The sequence below is a fragment of the Plantactinospora siamensis genome, assembly GCF_042434095.1.
GTDB lineage: Bacteria > Actinomycetota > Actinomycetes > Mycobacteriales > Micromonosporaceae > KBS50.
On the sequence record NZ_JBHLUE010000004.1, the window covers coordinates 669,358 to 693,815 of the forward strand.

Consider the following 24,458-nt stretch of genomic DNA (forward strand, 5'->3'; position numbering starts at 1 on the left):
GCCCCTTCCGCGCCTAGAGGCGGACTCGCCCCGTCGTGAGGTCCTCCACCAAACCCTCCTTCAAGCTCCGTAGCTTCGCTAGCTGAGCTCGTTCAGCAGCGATGGCTGCAGTCGCGGCCTGCCAGGCGCTGCAGATCAGATCTTGCTGTGGCCGCGGCGGAACATCGATGCTGAGTGCTGCGATAATACGTGCGCTCGTGACGTCGCGGCCGCTGCTATTGGTAGTGGCGCGCAACTGTCCTCGAACTCGTGGCGAGTGCGCGAGCGAGAGCTGCAGGAACGTCGGCCTCACGATGTCGGGATCGGCCGATATTCGCAGAAGGTTGGACGACATGATCCAGCCTTCCTGATCCCGCCCAATCACCACAGACCGCCCAACGTCGGCAACTCGGGAAAATACCACATCACCGACGCGCACTCGATATGCCGAAAGCAAGTTTGCCTTCGAGGGCGTAATGTGTAGAAGTTCATCGACGTGGAAGCGACCGACACCGAGGGATCCAATCGTTATAACTGGAACACCCGACTGAACCCAGTCGCGTCCTTTCAAGGAGGATCCGAACGGTCCGATCTTCAGAATCGGCGAATCGCCCCTTCTGAGATTCGCGAGGACAATCGAGTCACTGGCCGACTCGATTGACTGAAAGAACTGCAGCAGGGTCCCGTCGCGAAGTTTCTCCTTCTTATTTATCAGGCGCGCGGTAGATTCAATCGAATCGTCCAGTGACTCTAGGACTTTCACGATTTGACGTTGTTCCGACCTTTTAGGGGCACCAATCGTTAGCGCCCCGAGCTGATCCGTCGGAAGTCGACCAGTGCCATGTCCGGCTTCATCCACCATGGAGAGCACTCGGCTAGCATTGGCTCTCAGGGAATAGGCCAGGAATTTGGAGTCAATGTCTGGGCGGGGGATGATCGCCTTGCAATCCTGCCCGAAGGCGACCTCCCGCTCTGTGACGCCCACTCGGAACTCGCTCTTTAGGCTCATCCCCCGGACAACGAACAGCACGGTGTTCGGAGGGACCATGCGACTCCCTGAACGAGCCCCGAGTGGGGTAATTCTACGATCCGAGTCGGTTATGTGAAAGCTTTTTAAGCTGGCCGCACTAATCCAGGGAATGCTCCCGTTCCAATAAGGGGGAAAAGCCGTATTCGGAGTGCCACCAGAGAGCCAGTGCCCGGAATCGGCAAGGCGGACATGTTGCCAGTCATTAGGATATCTAGACATAGCCTAGCACCCGGAGGTAGGCATCGAGCTGGCTTGCAGCAGTGGTGCGGTTGGCTTCGAGGTTAGTCAGAGAAACAGCATACTTGTCCCACCACGTCTCCAAGGCAAAGGCTATTCGGCGACGATGGCGGGCGGCATAGCCCTCGAGGTGAGTTGTCAGGTCGTCGAGCCAGATACTCATAACGAGGTCTTGCTCTTGCGGGCTGGTCAGCGTGCCGCGGGCCTTGGCAAGGTTCGCAGCAAACTGACCCTGAAGAGCACGCTGACGCTTCTTCACTGCGGTCAGCTCTGCCTTGACGCGTTTGATTTCGGCAGGGCTTGCCGTGTCCTCTATCTCTTCCGGATCTTCATCTTCGTCGATGGAGCCAACAGCTACCTTCGCTTGAGCTTCCAGCGCAGCCCGTTGCAAATCGAGGGCGGCAAGTTCCTCCAGATAGTCCGGCAAGAGTCGCAGTGGGAGCGGGTGGCGGTAAGGGGCGTCGTCACCCAGAGCGGTTTCGATCGTGACAAGCCAGCCATCCACGACCGCACCAAAACCGTGGGTGGCCAACGTGCGCAAGTTGTACTGATGGGCGTCCCACCAACGCACAATCACGCCGACGAGCTGGAACCGGTCGAGCAACCCTACTGGCAGCAGCGCGCTTGTGAAGGAATCGATCAACTCTGCTCGTGCTGCCATCAGCCGCTTGGTGGACGGAAGCTCGATGATCAGCTTGCAGTGCTCTTCCCACCACTCTTGCTTGGCAGCGATGAGTTCGGCTTCGCGTGTGCGGACCCCCATGTGGTCGGTAACTAGCGCCGCGAGGTCCGCTCGGTCTATGCCGGCAGCAAAGTTGAGGTAGGCGTCATCCCGGTCGTCGAATACGGCATCAGTCGTGAATCCATGGGCGGTGAGCAGGCCGGCCTTCGCTGCGACTTCGGCCCTCGGCACGCCGCCGTGGAGGTGGGCGCGTACGTCCTGCGGCTCTGGCGGTGGGGCACTGTCGGCGTACCGCCGAATGTTGAGATTGTCGTCGTTGTCCCGCAGCTCCTCGCGAGTCACCACGCGGGCGTAGCCGGCGATGTCGGTGAACGTCTCGTAGGCGTAGACAATTTTCTCGATGTGCTCGGGAAGCAGGTAGTTCTGGGCGCGGCCTGCGGCGTATTCGTGGTCGGCGTTGATGAACAGCACCCGGCCGGCCCGCTCTGGGGGCTTGGACCCGGGGGCACGCAGCACGAGCACGCAGGCGGGGATGCCGGTGCCGTAGAACAGATTCGGCGGAAGGCCGATGACGGCCTCGATGACATCGTCGTTCAGTAGGTTGGTGCGGATTTCCCGCTCGGCTCCACCACGGAACAGCACGCCGTGCGGCATGACGGTGGCTGCGACGCCGTTGGCCTTGAGTACCGCAACCATATGCTGGACGAACATCAGGTCGGCTTTCTTGCCGCCCTCCGGTGCCCAGCCCCAGCGGAAGCGGTTGCTGTAGCGCATGCCGTCGCTGGAGTAGTTGAGTGAAAACGGTGGGTTGGACAGCACCCGGTCAAACAGGTCGATCTGGCCGCCGTGGGTGTGGCGTGGGTTGGTTAGGGTGTCGTCGTTCTCGATCTTCGCGTCAGGAATGCCGTGCAGCAGCAGATTCATCTTCGAGATTGACCAGACGCTGCCGGAATTTTCTTGCCCGGCTAGCAGCAGGTTGCGCGGGTTGCCGCCGTGCTCTTCCACGTACTCCTTGGCGTGGATCAGCATGCCGCCGGAGCCTGAGCAGGGGTCGTACACGCTCATGCCTTCGGTCGGCTTGACCAGCCGGACCATCATCCGGACCACGGCCCTCGGGGTGTAGAACTCGCCGCCCTTCTTGCCGGCCGAGTCCGCGAACTCCTTGATCAAATACTCGTACGCGGCACCCAGGAGGTCCGGGAACTCGAAGTCCTCGGTGCGTAGCCGGTGCCGGCCGAAGTGTGCGATCAGATCCCGAAGCTTTTTGTCCGAGATGCGCGAGTTGCCGACCTGCCGGTTGAAGTCGATGTGCTGGACGACCCCCTCCAGCGAGTCGGGGTTGGCGTCCTCCAAGGCGGCCAGTGCCTTGTTGATGCCGTCGCCTACGTTGTCGTGAAGCTGGCGAAGGTGGTTCCAGCGAGCGATCTGCGGGACGAAAAACGCCTCCCGGTACGACTCCGGCTGTTCGGCGCGGTGCTCGGCCTCCTGCAGGCCACGGTCGGCGTAGCGTGCGACAACTCGCTCCCGTTCGGCGTCGAACATGTCCGACGCGCGCTTTAGGAACAGCATCCCGAAGATGTACTCCTTGAACTCCGAGGCATCCATCTTGCCCCGCAGGATGTCCGCTGCCGCGAACAGATGCCGCTCTAGCTGGGGCAGGGTCAGCTTCCGCACGTGATCCACTCTCCGTCCGCACGTCCCAAGCTTGACGTGCAGCGCTCAGCTTAGAGCGGGACCAGAGTGCCCATCCGCAACCCGTCAGCCGGCGTGTGGCCAAGCTCGCGGCGGAGGTAGCTGAAGATCATCAGCTAAGCCAGCGCATGGAGTCGATCGTTGTCATCCTGATGTGCGCCACGCTGCCCTCCTCGCAGTAGGGCAGCGGCCAGCGGCTTCGCCGCCGGCTGGCCGGGGGCTGCTGACGACGGTCGAACAGGCGTGTGCGGATTACGCCGGCCTCGTCGCGCCGCGCCGACGTGGGACGACCGATGCGGTTGCTTCGGCGGCGGCGCGGGATAGCTCGGGGAGTACGGCGCCGTAGAACTTGGCGGTGAAGTGGGGGCTGGAGTGGCGAAGCCGGTTGGAGATGATCTTCATCTGCACGCCAGCAGCTAAGCCCATGGTGGCGGCGCCGTGGCGGAGGTCGTGGAGCCGGATGGGTGGTAGCCCGGCTTGGGTGGCGAGGTGGTGGAAGTGGTCAGTGACGTCGGCGGGGTGGAGCCGGCCGCCCGTGGGTGTGGTGAACACGAGCCCGGTGGTGGTCCAGGCAGCGCCAGCGCCGAGGCGTTCGCGGTGTTGCCGGGCGCGGTGGGCGCGCAGCACCGCGACAGTCTCGGTGTCGAGGGCGACAGCTGCTTCGCTGTCGGTGGTTTTGGGGGTGTCGATGGCGGTGGCCCAGCCGTGTTGGACGAGTTGCCAGCGGACGGTGAGGGTGTGGGCGTCGAGGTCGAGGTCGTCCCAGTGCAGGCCGCACGCTTCGCCCCGCCGAAGGCCGGTGAAGGTGACGAGGTGGTAGAGGGCGTAGAGCCGGTCGCCGGCGTCGTGGGTGTGGTCGAGGAATCTGCCGGTGTGTTCGGGGGTCCAGATCATCACCGGGCTGGGCGACTTGCCGGTGTCGCGCCAGGTGCGGATCCGTTGGTCGGTCCAGATGGTGGGCTTGGGTGCTCGGGCCGTCGGTAGCTCGACCATGAGGGCGGGGTTGGTGTCGATGTAGCGGTGGCGGCGCATCGCGTCGTTGAGGGCCTTGCGCAGGGTGGCGTGGATGACGTGCAGGGTCCGGTTGCCGACGATCCGCTGATTCTTCACCTGGTCGCGTTTGGCGGGGTCTCGGCTGGCGCGAAGGGTGGCGATGGTGGTGTTGCGCTCGGCGATGGCGTCGTACATGGCGTCGATGTGTCCGGGCCGGAGCCGGTCGATGCGCAGATACCCGAGGTGCGGGATCAGATACAGCCGGATGTGCCCCTCGTAGGAGCGCAGCGTGCCGGCCTTGATGTTCCGGCGCCCGGCGAGCCAGTCGGTCAGGTACACCTCCATGGTCGGGAGTTCGGTGGGGGTGATGTCCAGGTGCAGCGCCCGCCGCACCTGGTCTGGGCTGGGGACGGGCGCCCCGGCCTTGACGGCGGCCTCGATCAGGTCGCCGGTCTTGACGGTGGCGTGGGGGTCGGTGGGGTCGGGGACGGCGAGCGCGGCCCGGATGCGGTCCAGGACGGTGTCGGTGTCGGCTTGGGTGGGGTAGGGGCCGTGGCGGAGGGTACGGCGGGTGCCGTCGGCGCGGGCGGGGATCTCAATCTGCCAGTGCCAGTGGCCGTGGGTGCGGGACCAGCCGCCGCCGGGCCGGCGTAGCTGGGGGCAGGTGCGTCCCAGTCGCCGGCCCGTGACGCTGTCACGGCAACTACAGCGTTTGAAGGTGGATCCCTTCACTCGTCGTCTCCCGGATGCTCCAGGTGGTGCCGCCAGCGGTGTCGGGTGGAATCCGCTAGCGGCGGGGTCACCGCATCCACGCTCACCTTCCCGCCGGCATCAAGTCCCCTACCGCCGGTCGCGGCGGGGTCGGGTTGGAGAAGGTGAAGGAGGGCGGCGACGGGGACGATGATGCGGCTGCCGGCCCTGATCAGCGGGAGCGGGAACTGGTCGGTGGCGGCGAGCCGGTACGCCTGGGATCTGCTGATGCCGAGCACCGAGGCGGTGGTGGTGAGGGTGGTGGTGACGCCGAGGGCACGGACGCGCTCGACGGTCCACACCTCCTGGGCCGTTGCCGTGGGCGCCGGGGTGGTGCTGTCGGTTGTGGGATGGGTGGTCTGGTCAGCGAGGTTCGTGGGGCTGGTCATGATCGGGGTTCTCCTGGTCGTGAGAGGGATGGCTGTGCGGTGCCGAGGACTCGGCCTTGAGGGTCTTGAGCAGTTCGGAGAGGCGGGTGTTGGACACGGTGTGGCCGCCGGCGCGGAGGGCTTCGGCGAGCGCCGCGCGGGTCAGTGGCTGCCCGTCCGAGGCGATCCGGTCCCGGACCTGCCGCGCCGCCGCCAGCAGCTCGACCGCGTTGCCGGACGGCTGGGCGGACGGTCCGCGGTCCGCTCGCCGGTTCCGGTCCCGTCCGCCACGTCGGCGGCGAGGCTCCGGTGCGCGGACGGTCCGGGTGCCAGGCCGCTCCGCCGCCGGCTCGGCGGACCGCATGGTCTCGTCCGGTCCGCTGTCGGGAACGGTCCGTCCGGCCTCGGCCGACGCCCGGTCCCCGATCGTGCCGGCGGTGGCAGGCGTCGTGGTGCTGGTCCGGCCGAGGGCGACTTTGACCATGACGAGAAACCCGAGCGCGGGTACGGCGGCGGCGACCCAGCCGATGGTCGAGGGTTCGGCCTCGACGACCTGCGCTGCCAGGGACAGGGTGACGGCGCAGGCCAGCACGGCGGCGGGGAACCTTGTCGGAGTATGGGTGCGTTTACGGCGGCGGAGTTCCAGGCCGGAGGCGATGGACATCAGCTCCAGGACGATCGCGTCGGCCCAGGCCAGCCAGCCGGGCTGACCGTGCGCGGCGGCCACGTTGTGCACGTGGGTGAAGCTGGCCGCCCCGGCGGCGCCGCCGATGGCCAACATGATGACGACCTGAACACCGCCCTCGACGCGGCTATCGGACCGACCAGGGTCCGGGTCAGGGGTCGGTGCCGCCGTGGCCCATCACCTCCCCAGTTCGGACCGGGGCAACGGTTGGTCCGCCCGCCGGAGCACGGCGGACCGGGTGGCGGACCGCGCTGTCGTCGGGCAACCGCCAGGACGGGGACCGGACGTCGGTGGCGGACCGCCCGGAGCGGACGCCGCCCGCGGACCGTCCGCCGCCGGCTCCGGACCGTGGCGTGGTTCCGTCGCGGTGGGAGCGGACGGCCGGTGCTGGCGCGGGTCTGTCAGTACCGGCCGGGCCACTGCCGACAGATCCGTGACTGATGTCGGTGGTTGCTGTCGGCTCCGCAGCGGAGGTACCGTCGGCCGTCGTGCCGTGGCCGATCACGCGGCCTCACCCGCCCGGCCGGAGGCGTCCACGACGTACCCGGCCAGGTCGACCAGCCGCAGCCGCTGCCCTCCCCCGCCGGCCACCGCCCACACCGCGTCCGCCGGGACCAGGCCGGCCGTCGCGGCGTGGTCACGGGCGCCGGTGGCGACCGGCACCGATAGCGGCAGGTCGGCCAGGACACGGCGCAGGTTGCGCTCTCGGGCGGCCGAGTGCAGCCAGAACAGCACGGGCCACACGCGTCCGAGCGTGCCGAACAGCTCCCGGTAGCCGGCCACCTTGCCGGCCAGGATCGACAACTGCTCGCCGCCGGTGTCGTACTCCAGGAAGAACGGCACCTCCATACCGCCATCTGCCCACCGGCCGTAGCCGTCCGGACGCACCCGTGGCTGGTACGCGCGCAGCAGCGCCGGATCCTGCGGCTGTATGAACGTTCCGGCGCGCTGGCACACCACCTCCGGCAACCACTCCACCAACGCCGTGCCGGGATGGGTGTGGGCGTGGCCGGCCAGGTCGGTGAAGAACCCGTTCACCCCCAGGCGGTGGGCGAGGCTGCGGGTCGAGGTCCAGCGCCGCCGCTCCACCCGGGCGTGGTCCCGCCGCGGTGGCCGCTCATCCCGGGCCGCGGCGACGACCTCGGCGCCGAGCTGGTCGATGACGTAGTGGTACGGGTACGAGCCGCCGTCGGCCCGCTGCGGCCGGAACCGGGCCACCAGACGCAGCCGGTACAGGGTCCGCAGCCGCCGCTGACAGAAATCCAGCGACGGGAACAGGGCGTGCGCGAGCTGGAACGACGTCAACACGCCGTGGTCGTACAACCAGCCCAGCAGCACCCGGTCCCGACCGGTCAGCTGGGACTGAACCCGAAGGACCGGATCATCCACCGGCCACCACCTCCTTCCTGATGCGGAACACCGGTCCCCGGGGAGAGACCCGAGACCAGTGAGGGTCTGTCGCAGGACAAGCCGACCGTGCTGACAGCCGGCCCGCCTGCGGCGTGAGACGAAACAGGGGGGTCCGTTCCGGGGTCCGGGTGAAGACTGACCTCAACCCGGACGCCAACCCGGACCCCGCAACGGGGATCAAGACGGGATCTGTCACCGCCACCGGCCGAAGGCCGGGGCGTAGAGAGACGAGACGTACGGGACACACGGGAACTCCTTGATCGAAGAAGACGAGGACGGCGACAGTCGCGACGCCGAAGGGATAGGCCGCAGCCACAGGCGGGTGCGGGAGACCGCGACAGAAGGCACTGTGGAGTTGTCAACGAACACGCCGACCGGCGTACCGGTCGACCCGAGCGCGGATCAGGGCAGCAGCGATCGACACGACCACGAGCAGCGAAGCCGCGTCAGGAACGGAAACAGCGAGGGAGAAACGGCGGGCAGGGCGGCATGGCGCCGCCGGGCGGGGTCGCCTGGGACAGAATCCCCACGAGCCGTCAACACCACGACGGCCCGGGTAGGCGTCGGCTCAACCCGCCGGAGCAAGATCCTTCATCGCGAACCCCCTGTCACTCAGACCCGTCGACGGCCCCGCCCAATCCCGAGCCCCGAACGACCGGCGACGCTCCCCAAGGAGCGTCACCAGACCGATCGAACCCGACGGGCGGACCGCCACGCGGTCACGTGCGTACCAGTACGCCTCCGCCGCCGACGCCCTGTCAACCAGCATCGCCAGCAGCCGATCATGACGTTCCCGGACCCAGCCGGACGCGGTAGCACCCGTTAACCCGTACTGGTCGCCAATGGCACGGATTCCCCGCCGAAACAGGCAGAAGAATCTTGACCCATATCTGCGGATGTCTCATTTTCTGAGACGCCGCACCGGCCAGCGATACCAGGAGCGGACCACCAGCCGGCCCGGCATGGCCGTCTTCCTCCGGTAACGAGCCGCTCGCCCGGGGGCCAGCCCGTAGGGTCGTTCGCGTGGCCGAGACACAGACCGAACCCGACCTCGCCTACATCGCCGGCGTGACGCGGGTCCGCGCAGCGGCCGGCGGGATCCTCCGCGACCAGACCGGCCGGGTGCTGGTGGTCCATCCGACCTACAAGGACGTGTGGGAGATCCCCGGCGGGATGGTGGAGCCAGACGAGTCCCCCGCGGACGCCTGCACACGCGAGATCCAGGAAGAACTAGGCCTCTCGGTGGCGACCGGAGCGCTGCTGTGCATCGACTGGGTGCCACCGAAGCCGCCCTGGGACGGCGGACTCATGTTCGTATTCGACGGTGGAGTCCTGACCGCGGACCAGATTGCGATGATCCGGCTGTGCCCGGCGGAGCTGGATCGGTTCGAGTTCGTCGAGCCGGAGCGCCTGAGCGAGGTGTTAATCCCTCGGTTGGCTCGGCGGTTCGCCGCGGCGGTCGACGCGATCGGGCGGGGCGGCGTCTACCTCGAAGATGGTGCCGCGTTCCCGCCCAGGTAGCCGACACGACCGGACCAGGGCCGATGGCCGCCGCCGCGACAAGGCCGTCCGCCCGGTGTCGCGGACACCGCCCCATCGATCCGGCAGCCGACAGCGTCAGTGGTTGCGGTCGGCAGCTGAGTCGGTGCGGACGTCGATGCCCAGGGCGTCGACGGCCATTCGAGTCAGGTCGGGCAGCTGGTCCTCGGTGAGGACGACGCCGCGCAGATCGTCCAGCGGCGCCGCGAGGGCGTGCAGCCGGCTGCCCCGCAGGTCGGCGCCGTCGAGACGGCAGGAGTCCAGTTCCAGGTGGCTCAGGTCGCACGTCCGCAATGCGATCCCGGCCAGGCGGCAGGATGACCAGGTGCCGTGGGCGAGGGTGCAGTCGGTGAAGGCGACCGATCCGGCGGCGCTGACCCGGCTGAGGGTGGCGTAGTCGAACCGGCAGTTGTCAAACAGCACGTCCTTGAGCCGCACGTCGATGAGCCGGGTTCCGGTGAAACGGGAGCCGGTGATCGCGCACCGCTCGATGGTGACACCGGTGAGGGCCGCTCCGGACAGGTCCGTCCGGGAGATCTCGCAGCCGTAGAGGGTACCGCCTTCCCAGGTGATCTCACCTAGGTCCGCGGCGGTGATCTGGCAGCCTCGGATGCTTTGGTCCTCGATTTGTCGACCCCGCCAGGTGACGTCCTGTACGAGCCCGTCGCGGATGTCGTCGTCGGGCAGGTCGGTGACCGGGTCGAGGTCGTCTGGGTCGAGGTCGGGCAGGAGGATCGTCACGTCGCCCGCGGTGGTGGTCCGCATGTCTGTCCAACCTGTCCGGGCGCGGGGTGGGCGTGCCACCCCGCGCGTGGAAGCGACCGCCGGTCGGCGGGGCTACTTCTTCTTGTTCCAGTTGTCCCAGCCGGGGCGGCTGTCGAACTTTCCCTTGTTGCCCCAGGTGGGGCGGTTGTCGAACTTCGCCGCGTCGATCGACGCTACCGCCCGCTCCGGATCGACGCCGAGCAGGGCGAGGCGGTCCGGTGGCGCGTCCAGAAGCGCGGCGAGACTGTCGGTCATGATGGTCCTCCTTCAAGGGGTGAGCTGATCCGCGGCGGCGCGGATCAGGGCTTGCCGGGTGGTGCGGCAGTAGGCGGTCTCTCGGGCGGTGAAGGTGCCGTGTTCGAAGTAGCGGTTACCAGCCTGGGCGCCCCGGCAGAAGTCGTAGAAGGCGCATTGGTCGGCGCAGTCGTCAAGCGCCGCGACGAACTCAGCGACGTACCGCAGCTCCCGAGCGCGGGCGAGCATGCCGCCGATGGGCTCGTAGCGGACGTTGCCGGCGATGAAGTCTGCGTACCGCGGGCTGGTGATGCCGAGCAGCTCCGGTGACAGCAGGACCGTCCGGCCGTCGTGGCCGACCGTGGGGATCGGCTCGTACGGGCCGTGGTCGGCGCGGCCGGCGCGGGTGGCGCCGAGATAGTCCGCCAGCCGATCCAGGTCGCGGATCCGCAGCCGACCGCCGGCGAGCCGGTGCCGGACCAGTCGGCTCCAGAACTGGTACGCGGCCTCCTCCGACACCGCTGTGCGGGCGGCGCCTTCCTGCTCCTCGATGTTGAAGCCCACCGACTCGCAGCCGGGCAGGTCGGTGAAGAACGCGACCAGCTCGTCCGGGTGGTCGATGGTTTCGGGTGTGACGACGCAGATCACCGAGTACTGCAGGCCGGCCTCGGCCAGGGCGCTCATGCCACGGATCGTCCGGGCGGTCGTCGCGTGCCCGGCCCGGTCAAGGCGGTTGAGGTTGAGCGAGTCGGGCCCGTCGATGCTCACACCGATCTCGAACTCGTAGGCGGCGAACAGGTCGCACCACCGCTGGTTGATCAGCGTCGCGTTCGTCTGGATCTCGTGGCGCACCCGTCCAGCCCGCCGGAGTTCCTCGAATGGGGCGAGCAGCTCACGGAAGTGGTCGATCGGTGTGGCGGTGGGCTCGCCGCCGTGCCACACCACGCTCACCGGGTGGACGCTGCGCTGCTGCTCGACCGACCGGGCGCAGGCGGTCGCGACGGGCACCGGCATGAGCCGGCGCGATCGCCGGTCCGGCAGGTAGCAGTAGGTGCAGTCCAGGTTGCAGAAGCTCGTGGGTTGCAGAACCAGGGTATGGAAGCTTCCGGCGATGGCCGGCTGCCCCGTCTTGGCGATGATCCCGATGTCCCGGACGGTCATGTCTCCTCCGGCGTCTGCGGTTCGGCAGTGTACGAGCCGACGCGGCGACGGGCCGGCCAGCCGAGGAACCGGTCGAACAGGTCCCGTACGTCGCCAGTGGTGCTCGGGTGGAGCCGGTGCAGGTCGTCGATGGCCTCGTGGAGCAGGCCGGCCAGATAGATGAGCAGGTTGAGCCGGCTGTCCTGGTAGCAGGTCAACAAGGCGAGCTTGGCCCGCCCGCACGGCCAGGGCTGCCCGCAGGCCCGGCACAGCCACAGCGGACGCAGCGGGAGGTGTTCCGGCGGTACCTTCGGCGTCGCGGCGGCTGATACGCGGTCGCTGGTCATCGACGGTCACTCCCGCGCGACTGCCGCTCGAACACGATCCGCCAGACGTGCGTCAGCAGCGGCGGATCGGCCGGGCGCGGCCGTGTCGACGCCGGATCCCCCGTTGCGCGTATTGGCGTCAGTTCGCCGGTCGCGGCGTACCGCGACATGTACACCGTCATGGTCGGCCTCCGGCCGGCGCTGGCCGCTGTGTGCGGTGGGCTTGCCGGCGTGCCGGCAAGCCCACCGCCGTCGGCCAACGGCTGGGAGCAGACCGCCGGCCACCCGCCCGCGCAGCCCCGATGGCGGTACGCGAACGGGGAGTCACCCGGGCGGTCGACGGAGTGCCCGGCGCGAGCACTTGCCGGTGCGTCGGGTCGCGGTCCGACCGTTCGCCGTGGGGCACGTCCATCTGGCTCTCCCTGAGGTTGCCGCTGGCCGTCGGTGCGCCGCTGCGGAGCGGCGCGCCGGCATGTCCAGGCTGGCTCGGACGGTGGGCGGACGGAATGTCCTGCCGGTGCACCCGCGGTGCACCTGTCGTCACCCGATGTGCCGGTACCATCACGTCCGCCGGGGACTGTTCGTTCCGGAGGGATGTGTGATGGCTACGGTGACGACCTGGACCGGCCGGGACGCGAACGCGCTGCGCAATGCGTTGCGGATGAGCGTCACCGCCTTCGCCGAGCACCTCGGCGCGGCACGGCGGACCGTGGCCAAGTGGAGCAGTCACGGCGACAGGGTGCTTCCCCGCGCGGACATGCAGGCCGCGCTGGACACCGTGCTGGCCCGAGCCACACCCGAGGCGCGGGAACGCTTCGAGGCCTTGCGGGCGGCCGGCACCAGCGGTGCACCGGCCGGCGCCGGGCCAGCCGTCGCCAGCCTGCGTGCGGATACTGGCGATGGCGATGGCGATGGCGGAGACGGCGACTCGGGCTCGGGTGGTGACGTGCGACGGAGAGATCTTCTACGGGGAGCAGCTGCCGGTATCGCGGCCGTGCCCGACGTCGCGCCGTTACTGGCCGCGCTCGTCTCCCCTTCGCGGTCGACCATGTCGGCGCTGCCCGTCCAGCAGCTCGCCCGTGCTGTGGCCACCGCGAAGGCCGACTATCAGGGCTGCCGGTACGAGCGGGTTCTCGGCCGGCTCGTCACGCTGCTGCCGGCCCTCGATCCGACCCGCACCGGAGCCGACGGTGAACAGCGGGCGCGAGTTGAGATCCTGGCGGCGGACCTCTATCACGTTGTCGGCAGCGTCCTGCTCAAGGTGGGCGACACAGGGATGGCGCTGGTGGCGGCGGAGCGAAGCAGCCGAGCCGCAGGCACGAGCCGGGACCCGGTGGCCATCGCCGCCAGCGCCCGGATCATGACCCACGCCCTGATGAGCAACGGCCACGACACCCAGGCGGTAGCCCTTGCCCGCGCCGCAGCCCAGTCGCTCGATAGGGACACCCGTCTCGGGTCGACCGATGCGGTGGCCGTCTACGGCGCCCTGGTCCTGCGCGGGGCGATCGCCGCCGCCCGCGCCGACGACCGGGACACCGCGCAGGCCATGCTCGAGGAGGGCAGCCGCGCCGCCGCCCGGCTCGGCTACGACGGCAACGATCGGTGGACCGGGTTCGGCGCCACCAACGTCCTGCTGCACCGGGTCAACATCGCCCTGACCGTCGGCGACGCCGGAACGGCCATCGCGATCGCCCGGACGGTCCCGCTGGAGAAAGTCCTCCTGGCCGAGCGGAAGGCGTCCCTGTTCGTGGACGTGGCACGCGCCTACACCCAGTGGGGCCGCTACGAGCACGGCCTCAGCGCACTGCACACCGCATACGAGGTTGCACCCGAGGAGGTCCGCTGCCGCCCGGCGGTCCACCGCATCGTCGAAGACCTGGCCCTGCTCGCCAAAGGCTCGGTCCGTGCCGCCGCCGTCGGCTTCGCCCACGACGCCCGGATCCGGCTATGACCGGTCACCTCCAGGTCGTCGTCTGCGGCGCCGGCCCCGCCACGGACGTCCTTCAACTGACCCAGATCGCCGGCACGCGGGGATGGACGGTGGCCATCACCGCAACCCCCAACGCCCAGGACTTCATCGACTCGGCAGCGGTCGAGGCAGCAACCGGCAGCCCCGTCCGGTCCAGCTACCGGCCATCATCCGGCGCCCGCAGGACGCTACCGCCCGCCGACGCCCTGGTCATCGCACCCGCGACCTACAACTCGATCAACAAGATCGCCCTCGGCCTGGCCGACAACTACGCCATGACCTCGATCGCCGAACTCATCGGACGGAAGGTACCCACCGTCATCGTCCCCTTCGTCAACGCCGCCCTCGCCGCACGGGCGCCCTTCCTACGGGCGGTGGCGGCCCTGCGTGACGAGGGGATCCACATCCTGCTCGGCCCGCAGGACGGATGGGAGCCGCACCCACCCGGCAGTGGCAGCGAACGGCAGAAAGCCTTCCCGTGGGCGGCGGCGTTCGGTACGGCAGTCGAGCTTGTCCAGGGAGCAGGATCGACCATGTCCGGCCGCCCCTGACCGTGAGGGAAGCATCTGCCGTGTCACGTCGGGCCCATCCACCTACGCCGAAAGACATGAACCGAATCGCCATCATCGGCTGCGGCGGCAGCGGCAAATCCACCCTCGCCCGGCAGGTCGCCGCAGTCCTCGGCCACCCGCTCACCCACCTCGACGCGATCCACTACGACCAGCAGTGGCAGCCGCTCCCACCAGAACAGTTCGCCGCCGAGCAACAGAAGCTCGTCGCCGGCGACCGATGGATCATCGAGGGCAACTACGCCAGCACCCTGCCCATCCGGCTCGCCGCTGCCGACACGGTGATCTTCCTCGACCTACCCGCTGCGGCGTGCCTATGGGGCATCCTCCAACGCCGGTGGCGCTACCGCGGCGGCCAACATGCCGACGGCGTGTACGACCGGATCACTTGGGGCTTTATCCGCTACGTCCTCGGCTACCGATCAGCGATGCGACCCCGGATCCATGCCCTACTGCAGAAGCACGGGCCCCACGCCCGACTGATCACGCTCACCAGCCGGCAGCAGGTCAACCGGTTCCTTGGGCAGCGACAGAGGTGAGTGACGCGTTCCTGGCGGGTCGGGGTCGGCTTGGGGATGCATAGACTGCCGCGCCATGGGAGAGATCGTTTTTCTGGGCGAGATCAGCTGCCCCTCCGGCGAACTGGTGATCGTCGACGGCGGCACCCTCGGCATGTGGTCCGGACGCCGCTCCCCGGGTGAGCTGGACCCGCGCGGTCTCGGCATTGACGATCCTCAGCTGATAGCAGACATCTCCGGGTCCGTTGACTACGTGGTCGTCGGGCCCGACGCCGGAAACGCCGCAGCGTCGTTCGCCCGACGGCCGACGCCGTACCACTACGACATCCCGGCATCCCGGGCCGCCGAATGGGCGGACCAATTCGCACAGCACTGCCACGCACACGGGTGGAATGCCAGCGTGCAGACCGAGGCAGTGCAGGTACCGCATCGTGAGCGGGCCCACCGGTGCGCGGTTGAACGCCTTGCAGGGTTCCGGGTCTTCGGTCTACCTGCGGTGGCGATTGACGGGCTGCCCACCACCGCCGCTGTCAGAGTCGAGGCTCGGCGCTCGGACGGGCCGTGGCACGGCTGGTCAGAGATGACGGTACGGGTACGCGACACCCCGGTCGCCGCGACGACCGACGTGGGATCGGTCGGTGTGGACGCCGCCCGGTTGGCATTCGCCGACGCTGACGCGCTCACCCACTGGCATCATGATGAACCGCTGGACGGGCTGGCCGACGTCGCGTTCTGGGGAGGAACCGCCGCCGCAACGGCGGCGGCAGAGTTTAGCGCCGACCGACTGACCAAAGCCGGGGACGAGGGCAGCTACGGCTGGACGAACCTACCCATCCGATCCGCGCTCCAGCGTGCGAGGACCATCGAAGTGTGGAAGAACGCCGAACCCAGCCGGCGAATGGCGCTCGACTTCCGCCCACACTCCCACCACTGGCAGGTCATGCAGCAGGTCCGAGCCAGCGACAACGAGACCGGCTCCGTCACCATCGGCGACGCGCAGATCTTGTTCGCGATGACCAGCTGGGGGGACGGAGTGTTCCCTGTACACGCGGACCGCGACGCCGCCGGGGACCTCGTCTCGCTTCGCGTCACTCTGACCGAACAATGAGCACCTCGCAGGCCGGCCGATGACACGCCTGTCCGGCTAGCCTCGCCGGGTGAGTTTCAGTGCCTACGCCCGCCACGTTCGCAACCCGGCGCTGCCCCATCGACGCCGAGTGTCGGCGCTACGGTCCTGCGTGCAGCTGTACAGGCCGATCGGCTTCCATGCGACTCTCAGTTTCCTGCGAGTCGTGGCTGGACCCTTCGAGCGTGACGAGGCGGCACTGCTGCGCGCGCTTGACGCCCTGAGCGCGAGCCGCGCCGGCTGGCATGCCGAGCTCCGCGAGTACGCCGTACAGCGTCGCGCCGCCAAACGCCGCGGGGAGCGAAGCCCTCGCCCAAACGATCCGAACCCCAATCGGGGTCCCGGATGCTGGTACGGAGCGCCGCAACAGGCCGCCGTACACGCCTTGGCGTTCTGGCGCCGCAGGCGCCTGCCTGCCCTGTTGGTCTGGCCCGACCCGATCGCGTCGCAGCTCGATTCCTGTGTCACCGCCTGTCTTGCGGCGGGAGGATCCCTCACGCCCGCTCAACGGCAAGCACTGGCAGGTGCGGTCGGTGCGCTCCGGCGACGCATTCAGGGCAGCCTGTGGCGTGACGACCAGGCCGCCTACTTCCGGACATGGGGTCTGCTGACGGTGGCTAGGCACGCTCAGGTCGCCACCGACGCCGCGCGGGCTTCAGATCATCCGGCTTCCGACCTCAGCGAGTAACGAGCGAAGGTGGCCGTGCCCCGGAGAACTACTCTTCAGCTCACCAAGTACATGCAGCAGCCGCATCGTCAGTCGCCCGCCGGCTGCCATACGGGCAGGTCGATCAACCGGTGACGTATGCTCCCCGTGCTCGGGGTCCGCCACACCTGCTCGTGTGGCCAGTGTCGGTGGAGCAGATCGACGCTGGTGACCGCGACCGGCGCCCGCAGCGGCCGGCTCACCAGATCCGCCAGCAGGTTTGCCTCCCGGGCGTTGTCACGCGCGATGACCAGCACCGCGCCGACCGGCACGACCGGATCCGTGCGCCGGTAGCCAGCCAGAACAGCACCGAGCCCGGCGGTGGACCGCTCGCGTTCAACGATCACCTTGCCGCCTGGCCCGAGGTGGACATGCACGAGGAACCGCAGACACCGGCCGTCTTCCAGCCACACCCCGTACCCGTCAGCACGCAGATGGGCCAGCCCCCGCTCGCGCAGCCATACCGACGTGTCCATCGTCGTCAACCACTGGAACAGCCCACAGCGGCCCGGATCCCGCCGCGACACCTCCAGCAGCGGCAGGAACAGCAGGTAGTGCGCCGCACCCCAGTGCCGCTGGCCCAGATGCAACGGCACCGGCCGTCCCGAGGCGACGAAGTCTCGGTTGAGCAATGCGGTGCCGTCCCCGGTGATCCGGTACCACCAGACGTGCGCCCGGTCCTCCGCCGACCGTCCCCGGCCCACCAGGCCCGAGGAGTACAGCCAGGTGAGATCCCGCTGCGCGGTCAACCGCGGCACTCCCACCACCACCGCGATGTCACTCGTGGTGGACGAGCCGTGCAACGCGAGGAACGACAGAATCCGCCACCGCCGAGGCGTCAACGCAACACCGCCGGTCACCCATCGATGATCCCCCACCCACCGACACCCGGCCATCCTCGGCAACGCCGCGATGGAACTCCCGCACCCTCAAAACGGGGTTTGTGAGACGTTTCCCATGATCACTGTTCACCGAATCAGCCGAAGAGCCGATGACGAATGCCACAGAACCGGCAAACCGCGTTCCGGCAAGATCGGCCCAGCCCGGCACCGAGCCCATCCGGGACCACCGCGAGCCCATCCGGGAAACCACCACGAGTCCATCCGGGAACCACCGACAACCCCATCCAGGCTGCCCAGCCATCCCACACCGGCAACCACCGATCAGCGTCCCGGAGCACCCCGCCACGTCCCACCGGGACCGTCCCGGTCCATCGGCTCCCGAGCACCCACCGAGCGACCACCTACCGCCCGTGTGCACGAAAAAGGCCCCAACAGGCAGAGAACTGCCTGGTCAGGGCCTTGATCGTTGGTGCGCCGCCAGGGACTCGAACCCCGAACCCGCGGATTAAGAGTCCGCTGCTCTGCCAGTTGAGCTAGCGGCGCTCGCTGACAACGGGTGAAACCCTAGCACGCCCCCCGAACCGCCTTCCAATCAGATCCACCCCGGGTCGGTCCGGCCCCGACCAGCGCGGTCCGCACCCATCACCGAGCGACCGGTTTGGGTTATTAGTCGTTTTGGTTCCGTGGTCCCGCTCACCCGAGGCAGCCGGATCGGTGTTCGGTGCGTCTGTGGGGGACGATGGTAGGCGGGATCTGGACTGTGAGGGGATCGATGCGAGTGACCGGGGACCGGAACCGACGAGCCGGGGTGGCGCGGCGCCCGGCGGTGGTCGCGGCGGTGCTGGCCGTCGCGCTGGCGCTCACCGCCGGCTGTTCGAGCAAGAGCGGTGGTGGCGGGGGCTCGGCGTGGAAGCCGGGTGAGCAGGGGCCGAAGGCCGCCGCGACGATCACCACGCCGGCCGCGAACGCCAAGGACGTGCCGGCGGCCACCGAGATCGACTTCACCGCCAAGGATGCCAAGCAGACGGCCGTCGAGCTCAAGGACGCCGATGGCAAGGCCGTCGAGGGGGCGGTCGCTGCCGATGGCAAGAGCTGGCTGCCGGACGCGGCCCTGGAGTACGGCACCACGTACACCGCGACCGTGACGGCGACCGGCGACGACGGCAAGGCGGCGACGGCGACCAGCACCTTCACCACCATGTCCGCGCCGGCCAATCAGGTACGGGTGACCAGCTTCATCGGGGACAACCAGGTGGTCGGCGTCGGCATGCCGCTGATCGTGAAGTTCGGCCGGGCCATCCCGCAGGACCAGCGGGCCAACGTGCAGCGCCGGATGACGGTCCGGACCACCCCGACCCAGGAGGGCGCCTGGCGGTGGATCAGCCCGACCGAGGTGCACTTCCGGCCCAAGGAGTTCTGGCAGGCCAACACCCGGCTCGAATACAAGGTCCAGGTGGGCGGCCTGCCGCTGGGCGGTGGCTGGTACGGCAAGTCCGACCTCACCATCGACGCCAAGGTGGGCCCGTCGTTCGTGATGACGGTCGACAACAAGACCAAGCGGATGACGGTCACCCAGAACGGCAAGGTGGTCAAGACCATCCTGGTCAGCCTGGGCAAGCCGAGCACCCCGTCGTCCAGCGGCACCATGCTGGTGATGGAGAAGCTGCGGCACACCGTCTTCGACACCACCACCGAGCTGGGCCCGGAGGACGGCTACCGCACCGACATCGACTTCGCCCAGCGGATCACGTACGGCGGCGAGTTCATCCACGCCGCCCCGTGGTCGGAGGGCAAGCAGGGCTCGGTGAACGTCTCGCACGGCTGCGTGAACGTCTCCGAGGCCGACGGCGGCTGGCTGTTCGGGCAGACCCGGGTCGGCGACCCGATCACGGTGAAGGGCACCGAGCGGCAACTGCAGAACGGCAACGGCTGGACCGACTGGAACCTCAGCTGGGACGAGTACGTCAAGGGCAGCGCCATCCCGTACCAGCCGGGGCAGACCACCAGCGCCTCACCCGGCGCCTGACCGCGGCCCGGGCCCGGGCCCGGGCTGAAGCAGGCCATGGGCCCGGGCCCGGCCCGGACGCACGGCACGGACCGACCGGAAGCAGCCCGGAATAGCGATGAGGGCCGGCGAAAGCCGGCCCTCATCGTTGCTGGGGTGACTGATGGGAATTGAACCCACGACACCCGGGACCACAACCCGGTGCTCTGCCAACTGAGCTACAGCCACCATGGCCCGCACGGTAACCCCGAACGGGACGTACAAATGATAGCCGCACCCCCGGCCCCGCCGTCGAGCGGGTTCCCGGCAGCCGCCGGCCGGATCCGCCGGCGGGTGTCGGGACCGTCAGAGCTCGGCCGCGATGGCCTTGGCCGCGTTCACGTCCGGTCCGGGCAGCGGTACGAAGATCGTCCGCCGGTAGTACTCCAGCTCGCGGATGCTCTCCCGGATGTCGGCCAGGGCCCGGTGCGCCAGTCCCTTGGTGGGCTGGCCGAAGTACACCCGGGGGTACCAGCGCCGGCACAGCTCCTTGATCGACGAGACGTCGATCATCCGGTAGTGCAGGTGCGCGTCGAGCCGGCGCATGTCGCGGGCCAGGAAGCCCCGGTCGGTGGCGATGGAGTTGCCGCACAGCGGGGCCGTGCGCGGTTCCTTGACGTACGTGGTGACGTACTCCAGCACCATGTCCTCGGCCTCCTCGACGGTGACCGTCGAGCGCCGGGCCTCGTCGGTGAGCCCGGACTTCTCGTGCATGGTCTGCACGATCTCGGGCATGGCGGCGAGCGCGTGCTCGTCGGCGTGGATCACCACGTCCACGCCGTCGCCGAGCACATTGAGATCACGGTCGGTGACCAGCGCCGCGACCTCGATCAACCGGTCCTTGCCGAGGTCGAGGCCGGTCATCTCACAGTCGACCCAGACGAGGAGATCAGCCACCGGCACAGCCTACGCGCCACCGCCGGGCCCGCGCCTCGGCACGGCGTCCCGAGCCGACCGCTAGGGTTTCTCCGTGCCCGCCGAACCCGTCGCACCGCCGAACCGCCCCCGGGCCGGTTCCGGAGGTCCGCACACCCGGAAAGCGCAGACCCGGGGCATCCTCGTCATCGTTGTCCTCGTTCTCGCGGCGGCGCTGTCGTACAAGAAGGCCACGCAGCACAGCTTCTTCGACCTGAAGATCTATCTCAGCGCGCTGCGCTGGTGGGACGCCGGGAATCCGCTGTACGACTACATGCAGCCGGATTTCCTCCAGGGCTGGCTCTACTTCACCTATCCCCCGCTGACCGCCCTGCTGCTGCGCCCGTTCGCGGCCATCCCCGGCCCGCACGCGCTCGGCATCACCGCCGGGATCTTCACTCTCCTCACCGCGGCGGCGGTCGTGGTCACCACCTGGTGGCTGGTGATCCCGATCGCGGACCGGCGCGGCTGGCCGCGCTGGATGGCCATGGGGATCGCCGTCCCGCTGGCCTTCGCCGTGGAGAGCACCCGGGAGACGATCACCTTCGGCCAGATCAACATGCTGCTGGTGGTGCTGGTGCTGGCCGATCTGCTGATCGCGCTGCCCCGCGGATCCCGCTGGACCGGGGTGGGCATCGGGCTGGCGACGGCGCTCAAGCTCTATCCGGGCATCTTCATCGTCTACCTGCTGGCCACCCGGCGCTGGCGGGCCGCGGCCACGGCGGCCGGTACGGCGGCCGCGGTGACGCTGCTGGTCGCGGTGTTCACCCCCGGCGAGTCGTGGCGGTTCTGGACCCGCGAGCTGTGGAACACCGGCCGGACCGGCAGCCGGCCGGACCAGCCCGGCAACCAGTCGCTGTACGGGCTGCTCTGCCGGCTGACGGTGCCGGGACGGCCGGAGCGGTGGCTGTGGCTCGCCCTGGTCCTCGCGGTGGTCGTGTTCGGGTTGTGGCGGGCCGCCCGAGCCGCCCTGGCCGGCGACGAGCTGGCCGGTCTCACCCTCACCGGCCTGGTCGGCGCCGTGGCCAACCAGATCACCTGGCCGCACCACATCTACTGGTTCATCCCGGCCGTGCTGGTGCTGGTCGACGCCGGCCTGCGCCAGCCCGGCGATCCGCCCGCCGGTCCGCAAGATCCGCCCGCGGGCCCGGCCGCCGCGGGGTCCCGCCGGCGCCGCTGGTGGTTGATCATCGCGATCATCGCGTACGCGGGCAGCGTCTACGGGGTGGTGTCCTTCCACAAATGGGGCACCGCCCTGGTCCGCACCGCCGACCCAGGCTCGTTCCTGCTGCGCAACCTGTGCGTCCTGCTGGCGCTGGCGCTGCTGGTGGCCCTGCCGATCCGGCGCGCCCTACCGGCCGCCACCCGCCGCACGGCCGCCACCGGTAGCACCGCCGACACCTCGGCCACCGGTAGCACCGCCGACACCTCGGCCACGGGTGGCACCGCCGACACCTCGGCCACGGGTGGCACCCCCGGCAGGTCCGGCATGCTCGGCCCCCGCGACAGCGATACGGCCGACGTCGAAGACGGCGCCGTGCTGCGTACCGACCGACCGCGCTGAAATCCCAGGACGGACGGGGCCGCGCCCGGCTGGCCGCCTCGCCCGACGGTGTCACTCCCTCGGCGGCCCGGGAGGAACGGCGCGCCGCGGGAAGGCTGCGCACAGTGATCGCAGGCGATCGGCGCCCCAGACACGCCGGGAGCGGATTGGCACCAATTGCACGTCTTCTGGCGCGTCGACTTGCGCCCGTCTAGGCTGATTTTGCCGCCGCCGCCCCATAGGTACCACCGGTCCCCCGGTATGGACGGCCCTCCGTGTCGGCAGCACGGAGGGCCGTCCGAGGCCGGCACGGACCGGGCCGGGAGCGTCCGACCGGCGGGCCGGGAGCGTCCGACCGGCGGGCCGGGAGCGTCCGACCGGCGGGCCGGGAGCGTCCGACCGGCCTACTTGACCGGCACGGTGGCGGTCACCGTGGCCTGGTCGATATCGGTGGTCCGCAGCGTGAAGCGCAGCTGCCACGGTCCGGCCGTAGGCAGGCTGATCTCCCCGGTGGCGTGGTTGTCCCCGATCGGCAGCAGCGGGATGGTGATCGGTTCCACCCCCTGGTCGGGCCGGGCCGCCGTGGCCTTCCACTCCACCACCCGCTGCGGCCTGTTGTCCGGGGTGTACGCGTACAGGTGCAGGCTGTTGTTGCCCGTCTGGGCCGGATCCACCTCGACCTGCAGCGAGTAGAGCGAACTGGTGAGGGTGGCCGACCAGAACGCCGGGGCGGCCGTTCCGGCCGTCCCGGTCGTCCCGGCCGCGTTCCGGGCCGGGGGCTGCTGCACCAGGACGGCCGAGAGCGCCAGCACGACGGCCAGCACGGCCATCTCCAGCACCACGAGCCGGCGCAGGCCCCGCGGGCGACCGGCGCCGACCGCGCCGACCAGCGCCTCCGGCTCGGCGGCGTCGCCGGTCAGGTCCGCCGCCGGCGCGGCATCGGGATCCGACTCGCCGCGGCCACCGCCGGCGCCCGGCCCAAGCTCACGGCCGGTCCCCGACTCAAGCTCACGGCCGGTCCCCGACTCAAGCTCACCGCCGGCGTCCGGGTCCGGCTCGGCTTGGGCACCGGCCAGGGCGTGCCGGCGCACGTGCTGGCGGGACACCGCCGCCACGCCGATGACCAGGGCGAACAGCGCGATCTTGGCGAGCAGCAGCTGGCCGTACCCGGTGTCCACCAGGGCGGCCGGGGTGCCCACCTCGATGAGCGCCTGCACGGTGCCGGCCACCACCAGCGCCGTGACGGCCACGGCCGCCCACCGCGACCAGATGGGCAGGATGGCCACCAACTCCCGGGCGCTGGCCCGCGGCAGCAGGAATCCGGCCAGCATCACCAGGCCGCCCAGCCAGACGGCCATGGCGGCCAGGTGGGCCATGTCCGCCACCACCGACACCACCGGGACCGGTGTGGCCGCCGGGTGCCCGGCCAGTGACCAGGTTGCCAGGCCGCACCCGCCCAGCACGAGCAGCAGCAGCCCGTCGGTGCGGCCGGCCGTGCCGGCCAGCACCGGCCGCAGCAGGATCACGGCGGCGCCCAGCAGGCCCAGCCGGACCAGCAGGGCCGCCCCGAACGTGCTGCCCAGCACATCGGTCAGCGCCGCGCCGCTCACCGCGAACAGCCCGCCGCCGCCGGTGTACGGCAGCTGGAGCCAGAGTCCGGCCAGGGTGGACAGCGCCACCAGCCCGGCGCCGGTGTAGGCCAGCCGGGTCGGGCCGCGCCGGGACAACCGGCGGGGCCACAGCAGGGCCAGCACCAGCACCGGGCCGACCAGCAGCGCCAGCCCGGCGTAGCCGACGTACTTGGCAATCTTGACCGCGGTCGAGACCACCGGGTCGACCCGGCTGCCGCCCCCGGTGTCCGTGGGTGGCGTCGAGGCCGCGCCCACCGAGTACGTGTAGCCGCCGACCACCGGGTGGCTGTCGGCCGAGATGATCCGGTACGTCACCAGGTAGGTGCCGCGAGGCGCCCCCTGGTCCACCGTGATGGTGAGCACCGCCCCGGAGACGGCGGGCTTGCCTCGGTCCACCCGGCTGCCGTCCGGGCCGATCACCCGGACCCGGTCCGGCACGGCGCGGACGCCCTCGCTGAAGGTGAGCACAACCTGGCTCGGGGCGGACGCCAGCACGGCGCCGTTCGGCGGGCTGCTGCTGACCAGCACCGCGTGCGCGCTGGCCGGCGCGGCCGGCCCGAGCAGCGCCGCGAACGCCATCACCAGCAGGCCGAGGGCGGCGGCGACCCGCGCCGCCGGGCGGTGCTTCGCAGGGCTCATAGCGGACAATGATCGCCCATCCGGCCCGCCAACCGCCCGGCCCGGTGCGGAGAAATTACCGCCGGCGGCGGGGTTCCCGAAATGCGAAACGGACGTCAAGTGCCAGACGGCCCGGCCGTCGGCCCG

The 24,458-nt window shown here is 69.6% G+C and carries 22 protein-coding genes and 2 tRNA genes; 8 read left to right on the forward strand and 16 right to left on the reverse strand.

The window, feature by feature from the left end; genetic code table 11:
* Positions 1-13: 13 nt before the first annotated feature.
* The 6 genes from ACFFHU_RS07920 to ACFFHU_RS07945 form a co-directional block, all read right to left on the reverse strand.
* Complete coding sequence (locus ACFFHU_RS07920; protein WP_377337033.1) at positions 14-1,228, reverse strand: restriction endonuclease subunit S; 1,215 nt, start codon at positions 1,226-1,228, stop codon at positions 14-16.
* Entirely contained in the window at positions 1,221-3,602 is a 2,382-nt protein-coding gene (locus ACFFHU_RS07925) for a type I restriction-modification system subunit M (RefSeq protein ID WP_377337034.1), read from the reverse strand. The genes ACFFHU_RS07920 and ACFFHU_RS07925 overlap by 8 nt, the downstream gene beginning before the upstream one ends.
* Positions 3,603-3,872: 270 nt before the next feature.
* On the reverse strand, positions 3,873-5,345 hold the full coding sequence (locus ACFFHU_RS07930; RefSeq protein ID WP_377337035.1) for a tyrosine-type recombinase/integrase: 1,473 nt from the start codon (positions 5,343-5,345) through the stop codon (positions 3,873-3,875).
* On the reverse strand, positions 5,342-5,752 hold the full coding sequence (locus tag ACFFHU_RS07935) for a hypothetical protein (RefSeq protein ID WP_377337036.1): 411 nt from the start codon (positions 5,750-5,752) through the stop codon (positions 5,342-5,344). The genes ACFFHU_RS07930 and ACFFHU_RS07935 overlap by 4 nt, the downstream gene beginning before the upstream one ends.
* Positions 5,727-6,512 (reverse strand): DUF2637 domain-containing protein, encoded by a 786-nt coding sequence (locus tag ACFFHU_RS07940; RefSeq protein ID WP_377337037.1) that lies wholly within the window; start codon positions 6,510-6,512, stop codon positions 5,727-5,729. Before ACFFHU_RS07940 ends, ACFFHU_RS07935 begins: the two co-directional genes overlap by 26 nt.
* A gap of 405 nt (positions 6,513-6,917) precedes the next feature.
* Positions 6,918-7,805: a replication-relaxation family protein gene (locus ACFFHU_RS07945; protein ID WP_377337038.1), complete on the reverse strand. Its 888-nt coding sequence runs from the start codon at positions 7,803-7,805 to the stop codon at positions 6,918-6,920.
* A 1,044-nt stretch (positions 7,806-8,849) separates the two neighbouring features.
* Here ACFFHU_RS07945 and ACFFHU_RS07950 point away from each other — a divergent pair.
* Entirely contained in the window at positions 8,850-9,347 is a 498-nt protein-coding gene (locus ACFFHU_RS07950) for an NUDIX domain-containing protein (RefSeq protein ID WP_377337039.1), read from the forward strand.
* Between the two features lie 96 nt (positions 9,348-9,443).
* On the opposite strand, the gene ACFFHU_RS07955 is transcribed toward ACFFHU_RS07950, so the two are convergent.
* The 5 genes from ACFFHU_RS07955 to amcA (ACFFHU_RS07975) form a co-directional block, all read right to left on the reverse strand.
* Positions 9,444-10,130, reverse strand: a complete 687-nt coding sequence (locus ACFFHU_RS07955) for a pentapeptide repeat-containing protein (RefSeq protein WP_377337040.1) — start codon at positions 10,128-10,130, stop codon at positions 9,444-9,446.
* A 72-nt stretch (positions 10,131-10,202) separates the two neighbouring features.
* A complete protein-coding gene (amcA, locus tag ACFFHU_RS07960) occupies positions 10,203-10,385 on the reverse strand; it encodes a multiple cyclophane-containing RiPP AmcA (RefSeq protein ID WP_377337041.1) in 183 nt (60 codons plus the stop codon).
* Between the two features lie 12 nt (positions 10,386-10,397).
* A complete protein-coding gene (gene amcB / locus ACFFHU_RS07965; RefSeq protein WP_377337042.1) occupies positions 10,398-11,525 on the reverse strand; it encodes a cyclophane-forming radical SAM peptide maturase AmcB in 1,128 nt (375 codons plus the stop codon).
* Positions 11,522-11,851 (reverse strand): hypothetical protein, encoded by a 330-nt coding sequence (locus tag ACFFHU_RS07970; RefSeq protein WP_377337043.1) that lies wholly within the window; start codon positions 11,849-11,851, stop codon positions 11,522-11,524. The genes amcB and ACFFHU_RS07970 overlap by 4 nt, the downstream gene beginning before the upstream one ends.
* A complete protein-coding gene (gene amcA, locus ACFFHU_RS07975; protein ID WP_377337044.1) occupies positions 11,848-12,012 on the reverse strand; it encodes a multiple cyclophane-containing RiPP AmcA in 165 nt (54 codons plus the stop codon). The genes ACFFHU_RS07970 and amcA (ACFFHU_RS07975) overlap by 4 nt, the downstream gene beginning before the upstream one ends.
* A gap of 419 nt (positions 12,013-12,431) precedes the next feature.
* Here amcA (ACFFHU_RS07975) and ACFFHU_RS07980 point away from each other — a divergent pair, with 419 nt between their 5' ends.
* The 5 genes from ACFFHU_RS07980 to ACFFHU_RS08000 are packed head-to-tail and all read left to right on the forward strand — an operon-like array spanning position 12,432 to position 16,700.
* Entirely contained in the window at positions 12,432-13,781 is a 1,350-nt protein-coding gene (locus ACFFHU_RS07980; RefSeq protein WP_377337045.1) for a hypothetical protein, read from the forward strand.
* Positions 13,778-14,350, forward strand: coding sequence for a flavoprotein (locus ACFFHU_RS07985; RefSeq protein WP_377337046.1), 573 nt, complete (start codon positions 13,778-13,780; stop codon positions 14,348-14,350). Before ACFFHU_RS07980 ends, ACFFHU_RS07985 begins: the two co-directional genes overlap by 4 nt.
* A 56-nt stretch (positions 14,351-14,406) precedes the next feature.
* The gene (locus ACFFHU_RS07990; RefSeq protein ID WP_377337047.1) at positions 14,407-14,907 is read left to right on the forward strand and encodes a P-loop NTPase family protein; all 501 of its coding nucleotides are present in this window, start codon (positions 14,407-14,409) and stop codon (positions 14,905-14,907) included.
* Between the two features lie 55 nt (positions 14,908-14,962).
* On the forward strand, positions 14,963-15,994 hold the full coding sequence (locus tag ACFFHU_RS07995; protein WP_377337048.1) for a hypothetical protein: 1,032 nt from the start codon (positions 14,963-14,965) through the stop codon (positions 15,992-15,994).
* Between the two features lie 49 nt (positions 15,995-16,043).
* A complete protein-coding gene (locus ACFFHU_RS08000; protein WP_377337049.1) occupies positions 16,044-16,700 on the forward strand; it encodes a hypothetical protein in 657 nt (218 codons plus the stop codon).
* Positions 16,701-16,768: 68 nt separating this feature from the next.
* Here the strand turns inward: ACFFHU_RS08000 and ACFFHU_RS08005 are convergent, their stop codons facing one another.
* Both ACFFHU_RS08005 and ACFFHU_RS08010 read right to left on the reverse strand, forming a co-directional pair.
* Positions 16,769-17,578: a hypothetical protein gene (locus tag ACFFHU_RS08005; protein ID WP_377337050.1), complete on the reverse strand. Its 810-nt coding sequence runs from the start codon at positions 17,576-17,578 to the stop codon at positions 16,769-16,771.
* A gap of 449 nt (positions 17,579-18,027) precedes the next feature.
* Positions 18,028-18,103, reverse strand: a tRNA-Lys gene (locus ACFFHU_RS08010).
* A gap of 229 nt (positions 18,104-18,332) precedes the next feature.
* Between ACFFHU_RS08010 and ACFFHU_RS08015 the strand changes: the two genes are divergently transcribed.
* The gene (locus ACFFHU_RS08015) at positions 18,333-19,586 is read left to right on the forward strand and encodes a L,D-transpeptidase (RefSeq protein ID WP_377337051.1); all 1,254 of its coding nucleotides are present in this window, start codon (positions 18,333-18,335) and stop codon (positions 19,584-19,586) included.
* Positions 19,587-19,717: 131 nt separating this feature from the next.
* Here the strand turns inward: ACFFHU_RS08015 and ACFFHU_RS08020 are convergent.
* Both ACFFHU_RS08020 and orn read right to left on the reverse strand, forming a co-directional pair.
* Positions 19,718-19,793 (reverse strand) — tRNA-His (locus ACFFHU_RS08020).
* A gap of 117 nt (positions 19,794-19,910) precedes the next feature.
* Positions 19,911-20,507 carry an oligoribonuclease gene (gene orn, locus ACFFHU_RS08025; protein WP_377337052.1) on the reverse strand — a complete coding sequence of 199 codons (597 nt, stop codon included), beginning with the start codon at positions 20,505-20,507 and terminating at the stop codon, positions 19,911-19,913.
* Between the two features lie 67 nt (positions 20,508-20,574).
* Here orn and ACFFHU_RS08030 point away from each other — a divergent pair, with 67 nt between their 5' ends.
* Positions 20,575-22,083 (forward strand): glycosyltransferase family 87 protein, encoded by a 1,509-nt coding sequence (locus ACFFHU_RS08030; protein WP_377337053.1) that lies wholly within the window; start codon positions 20,575-20,577, stop codon positions 22,081-22,083.
* Positions 22,084-22,466: 383 nt separating this feature from the next.
* Here ACFFHU_RS08030 and ACFFHU_RS08035 read toward each other — a convergent pair whose 3' ends face one another.
* Complete coding sequence (locus tag ACFFHU_RS08035; protein WP_377337054.1) at positions 22,467-24,341, reverse strand: copper resistance CopC/CopD family protein; 1,875 nt, start codon at positions 24,339-24,341, stop codon at positions 22,467-22,469.
* Positions 24,342-24,458 lie beyond the last annotated feature (117 nt).

What these genes read in the sequence shown, in the direction of transcription:
- ACFFHU_RS07920 (WP_377337033.1), bottom strand. Translation starts at nt 1,228, where the DNA reads ATGTCTAGATATCCTAATGACTGGCAACATGTCCGCCTTGCCGATTCC.
- ACFFHU_RS07935 (WP_377337036.1), bottom strand. Translation starts at nt 5,752, where the DNA reads ATGACCAGCCCCACGAACCTCGCTGACCAGACCACCCATCCCACAACC.
- ACFFHU_RS07940 (WP_377337037.1), bottom strand. Translation starts at nt 6,512, where the DNA reads ATGTTGGCCATCGGCGGCGCCGCCGGGGCGGCCAGCTTCACCCACGTG.
- ACFFHU_RS07955 (WP_377337040.1), bottom strand. Translation starts at nt 10,130, where the DNA reads ATGCGGACCACCACCGCGGGCGACGTGACGATCCTCCTGCCCGACCTC.
- amcA (WP_377337041.1), bottom strand. Translation starts at nt 10,385, where the DNA reads ATGACCGACAGTCTCGCCGCGCTTCTGGACGCGCCACCGGACCGCCTC.
- amcB (WP_377337042.1), bottom strand. Translation starts at nt 11,525, where the DNA reads ATGACCGTCCGGGACATCGGGATCATCGCCAAGACGGGGCAGCCGGCC.
- ACFFHU_RS07970 (WP_377337043.1), bottom strand. Translation starts at nt 11,851, where the DNA reads ATGACCAGCGACCGCGTATCAGCCGCCGCGACGCCGAAGGTACCGCCG.
- amcA (WP_377337044.1), bottom strand. Translation starts at nt 12,012, where the DNA reads ATGACGGTGTACATGTCGCGGTACGCCGCGACCGGCGAACTGACGCCA.
- ACFFHU_RS07980 (WP_377337045.1), top strand. Translation starts at nt 12,432, where the DNA reads ATGGCTACGGTGACGACCTGGACCGGCCGGGACGCGAACGCGCTGCGC.
- ACFFHU_RS07985 (WP_377337046.1), top strand. Translation starts at nt 13,778, where the DNA reads ATGACCGGTCACCTCCAGGTCGTCGTCTGCGGCGCCGGCCCCGCCACG.
- ACFFHU_RS07990 (WP_377337047.1), top strand. Translation starts at nt 14,407, where the DNA reads ATGAACCGAATCGCCATCATCGGCTGCGGCGGCAGCGGCAAATCCACC.
- ACFFHU_RS07995 (WP_377337048.1), top strand. Translation starts at nt 14,963, where the DNA reads ATGGGAGAGATCGTTTTTCTGGGCGAGATCAGCTGCCCCTCCGGCGAA.
- ACFFHU_RS08015 (WP_377337051.1), top strand. Translation starts at nt 18,333, where the DNA reads ATGCGAGTGACCGGGGACCGGAACCGACGAGCCGGGGTGGCGCGGCGC.